Source organism: Fulvivirga aurantia, assembly GCF_009711475.1.
Classification (GTDB): Bacteria; Bacteroidota; Bacteroidia; order Cytophagales; family Cyclobacteriaceae; genus Fulvivirga; species Fulvivirga aurantia.
Genome location: NZ_SMMD01000605.1, coordinates 1 through 4554 on the forward strand (window position 1 = coordinate 1; position 4554 = coordinate 4554).

Sequence of the window (4554 nt, forward strand, 5' to 3'; positions counted from 1 at the left end):
ATGGAGGCCAAAGAGAAAATCGAGGCAGATAAGCCTGACCTTGTTTTCTTAGATATACAAATGCCGGGTAAAAATGGCTTTGAGCTTCTGGAAGATCTAGAATTTATACCTGATGTAATATTTACAACAGCATACGATGAGTATGCCTTAAAAGCTTTTGAATATAATGCGCTTGATTATGTTCAAAAACCTGTGCAAATGGACAGGTTAGTCGGTGCAATCAATAAGGTTACTGAAAAACAAGAAAGTAAAGCGCAGTCTTCTGAAGATAAAATGACGGAAGAAGATCAGGTTTTTGTTAAAGATGGTGACAAATGCTGGTTTGTGCAGCTGGCTAATGTAAGAATGTTTGAAGTTGATGGTAATTATACCAAATTATACTTTGAGGATAATAAGCCTATGATTCCGCGTACGCTCAACTATCTGGAAAGCCGCTTAGATACTAAAACTTTTTTTAGAGCCAATCGCCAACAAATGATAAACCTCAAATGGGTAGAAAGAATAGAGCCCTGGTTTAGCGGAAGCATTAAAATATACATGAAAGGCGGACATGAAGTAGATGTGTCTCGCAGACAAACACAACGCTTTAAAGAGCTCATGAGCTTCTAATCTGTTCCCATTTTGGGATACAGTCTCTCTTTTATGTACTACATATGTAAGTTTTTGTGCTATAAATGCCCAAAAAAGGCTGTTTTGCCATTTGGTATGGTTTTGCCAATAGTTGAAGAAATTAAACGTTGGCATTATGATAGCAATAGACGACTTCCAAGTACTTCCTTTCAACAAGCAATGTGATTTCATCACTGTTTTTGCAGATTATCTTGTCTATAGAATTGAGCTAGACAAGAAGTTTTACCTCTATCATATGGGAGACTTTTTTGTAGAGGTATGCTATGTACCTTACGAGGGCAGAGTTGAAAACATAAATGCTTTTTTAGACAGCGATATGTTGGAGCCTTATCTTGAGCAAATCAATATAGAGGTTCTAAGCGTTTAGAGTTTCTTTTTGCAGTATTTGATTGAGGATACTTTTGGCCTCATTTACCGAAAGTACCTCATCGACTACAAGTAATAGCTTATTCTTCAGATCCTTTAATCTGCATTTTTTGGGCCTGGTCTGCACGTAGCCCAGAATACTTCCAAAAATTTCCGATTTGAAATACTCTTCATTATCGGATGATACGAAATAGCATTTCATTTTTTCATTCTTAAGGCTGACTTTTTCAAAGCCCAGTTCTTCTGCTAACCAGCGTAACCTTACAGTTTCTATTAATTCTTTCACAGAGTCTGGAAGTGGGCCAAACCTGTCAACCATACTTGATGTAAACTTTTCGAGTTTTTCTTCGGTCTTAAGGTTGTCTAGCTTAGAATATAAATTTAATCTCTCTGAAATATTGCCTACATAATCGTCAGGGATCAGTACCTCTAGATCAGTTTCTACATTACAATCCTGCACGAGTACTTTAGTAGTTTCGGAGAGTTCTTTGACAAAAAGGTCTTTAAATTCGGTTTGTTTTAGCTCTTGTACAGCTTCATCTAATATCTTGTGGTACATATCAAAGCCGAGGTCTGAAATAAAACCACTTTGCTCCGCCCCCAGAAGATTTCCAGCTCCTCTTATATCGAGATCCCGCATGGCGACTTTAAAACCATCACCCAAATCGGAAAATTCTTCTAATGTGCTAAGTCTTTTTCTCGCGTCAGAAGAGAGGCCAATGGTTGGAGGTGTCAATAAATAACAAAATGCCTTTTTATTACTTCTACCTACTCTACCGCGCATTTGGTGTAAGTCGGAAAGACCAAACATGTGTGCAGAGTTGATAATTATGGTATTGGCATTTGGTATATCGAGGCCAGATTCGATAATATTTGTCGAAACCAGCACATCATACTCCCCTTCAATAAACTTTAACATAGACTTTTCCAGTACTGCACCATCCATTTGGCCGTGTGCAACACCAACGCGTGCATCAGGCACAAGCTTCAGAATTATATTGGCAATGCTATCTATGTCTTTCACACGATTATGTACAAAGAACACCTGGCCACCTCTCCTTAGCTCAAAACTTATTGCGTCTCGCATAATTTCTTCATTGAAAGTATGCAACTCTGTAGTAACAGGCTGTCTGTTTGGTGGTGGTGTTGAGATTATGCTTAAATCTCGAGCACCCATCAGAGAAAAATGCAGCGTACGTGGAATAGGTGTAGCTGTAAGTGTAAGCGCATCAACATTTACTCGCAGCTCTTTCAGTTTTTCCTTTACTTTTACACCAAACTTTTGCTCTTCATCAATGATCATCAGACCGAGATCTGTAAAATCCACATCCTTACCCACAATTCTGTGAGTTCCAATGAGTATATCAGTTTTTCCTTCTTTTACTCTCTTGAGTGTATCTCGTATTTGCTTGGTGGTTTTGAAACGGTTGATATATTCTACTTCTACAGGAAAATTTGACAATCGCTCTTTAAATGTACGGTAGTGCTGCATAGCCAATATTGTAGTTGGTACGAGCACAGCTACCTGCTTATTGTCAGTTACTGCTTTGAATGCAGCGCGAATAGCCACTTCTGTTTTTCCAAAACCTACATCACCACAAACCAGTCGGTCCATAGGGTGCTGCTGTTCCATATCTTCTTTTACAGCTTCTGTGGCAGAAGCCTGATCTGGTGTGTCTTCATAGACGAAGGAAGATTCTAATTCCGCCTGTAGAAAGCTATCTTTAGTAAAAGCATAACCAGGCGCTTGTTTTCTTTTAGCGTATAAGTTAATAAGGTCTTTGGCTATGTCAGCCACCTTTTTCTTAACACTCTTTTTCTTATTTTCCCACTCAGGAGAACCTATTTTACTGATAGAAGGAGGTGTCCCTTCTTTGCCTGTGTATTTAGATATTTTATGAATAGAATGAATACTTACATAGAGTAAGTCGTCATCTCTATAAATAAGCCTGATGGCTTCTTGTTCCCGGCCGTTTACTTCTCGCTTTTCTAACCCAGCAAATTTTCCTATTCCATAATCAATATGAGTTACAAAATCTCCTGGCTGCAGGGTTCGTAGTTCTTTTAAAGTAAGGGCTTTAGACTTAGAGTGCTTGTCTTTGGTTTTATATCTATGAAATCGCTCAAAAAGTTGGTGATCGGTGTAACAAGCGATCTTTAAAGTTTTATCTATAAAACCAGCTCTCAAACTAATATTTATGCCTTGAAAGCGCGTGTGAGGATCCACTTCTTCGAAAATACTATGCAATCGCTCAAGTTGCTTTTGAGACTCTGATGAGATAAGTGTTACTAAATCCTTATCTCGATTTTCTGACACATTTTGTACCAGTAGCTCAAAGTTTTTGTTAAATGAAGGTTGTGGCTCTGAATCAAACTGAAATGTGTGATCCGTTTTTAGATAAAACCTGTTACCAAACTCAACTTTTTGTAAATCAGTGGCCTGTTTGATAAAGGTTTTAGAGACTTCAAATAAATCCTCAGGGCTAAGCACTATTTTGGTGTTACCACTTTCTTTTAAAACCGTATCAAAGCTTTCTTGCGCTTTCTCAAAGTATTTATCTATTACATCAAGGGTCTGTTGATAGTCCTTAAACCATACTTTGGTGTTGTTAGGTAGAAAATCTAAAAACCCTTGCCGATCTTCATGGATCAGCTTGGTTTGTACATTAGGAATAAGGTTGATTTCTTTTACGCTATCAACAGAAAGCTGGGAGTTGGGATCAAAGGTTCTTATGCTATCAATCTCGTTTCCAAACAATTCGATTCTGTAAGGTAAATCATGCGCATATGAAAAAACATCGATTATTCCCCCTCTTACAGCAAACTGACCAGCTTCATAGACAAAATCTGCTTTTTCGAAATCATAACTTTGCAACAACTCAGCTAAAAACTGCACATCAACCTGCTCACCAACTTTAGCAGAAAATGTATTTTTAGTAAGTGACTTTTTGTTAATTACTTTTTCAGTAAGTGCTTCAGGGTAGGTCACTATTAACTCACCGGAAGACGCCTTATGGTTAACGCGGTTTAGAATCTCCGCACGCATTAATACATTGGCGTTTTCGGTTTCTTCAAATTCATAGGGCCTTTTGTAGGAAGTAGGGAAAAACAAAATTTCTTTACTACCTAATAAATTTTGAAGGTCGTTATGAAAGTAAGCCGCCTCTTCCTTATCGTGCAGGACGATAAGGTGATTTTGATGATTGATTTGATATAAAGCTGCGACAAGCAAGGCATCTATACTGCCGGAAAGGCCTTTGATTTGTATAGTCCTGTCTTCGTTAGCTTTATTGACTTCAGCTATCGTTTGTACGATGCTGTCGGCCTTGTATAGTTGTAAAAGTTCTCTCGTTTCCAATAAACTGCAAGTTGGGCTGCAAAGTTAGCCATTTGATTGTAACAGAGGCACTATTAAAAGAAAACCCCTGTGAAGAAAACACAGCGGTCAGTTCAATGTTTTGACAGATTCAAAGCTTAATATACTTGTAGCCTAGGAGGATATTATCTAGCATCAGGAATTATCAAGAACAATCAATCGAATGACTGCCTTTACTCATA

At 38.0% G+C, this 4554-nt stretch carries 3 protein-coding genes; 2 read left to right on the plus strand and 1 reads right to left on the minus strand.

Annotated features, from left to right (window positions below; all coding sequences use genetic code 11):
• Both E1176_RS05510 and E1176_RS05515 read left to right on the plus strand, forming a co-directional pair.
• A partial coding sequence (locus E1176_RS05510; RefSeq protein WP_155209568.1) for a LytR/AlgR family response regulator transcription factor occupies nucleotides 1–609 on the plus strand: 609 nt, incomplete at its 5' end.
• Nucleotides 610–745: 136 nt separating this feature from the next.
• Nucleotides 746–997, plus strand: coding sequence for a hypothetical protein (locus tag E1176_RS05515; protein WP_155209569.1), 252 nt, complete (start codon nucleotides 746–748; stop codon nucleotides 995–997).
• Here the strand turns inward: E1176_RS05515 and mfd are convergent.
• Nucleotides 986–4354, minus strand: a complete 3369-nt coding sequence (gene mfd, locus E1176_RS05520; RefSeq protein ID WP_155209570.1) for a transcription-repair coupling factor — start codon at nucleotides 4352–4354, stop codon at nucleotides 986–988. The genes E1176_RS05515 and mfd overlap by 12 nt on opposite strands.
• Nucleotides 4355–4554: the final 200 nt, after the last annotated feature.

Excerpts from the sequence above, each read along its gene's own strand:
- E1176_RS05515 (WP_155209569.1), top strand. The coding sequence starts at position 746 with ATGATAGCAATAGACGACTTCCAAGTACTTCCTTTCAACAAGCAATGT.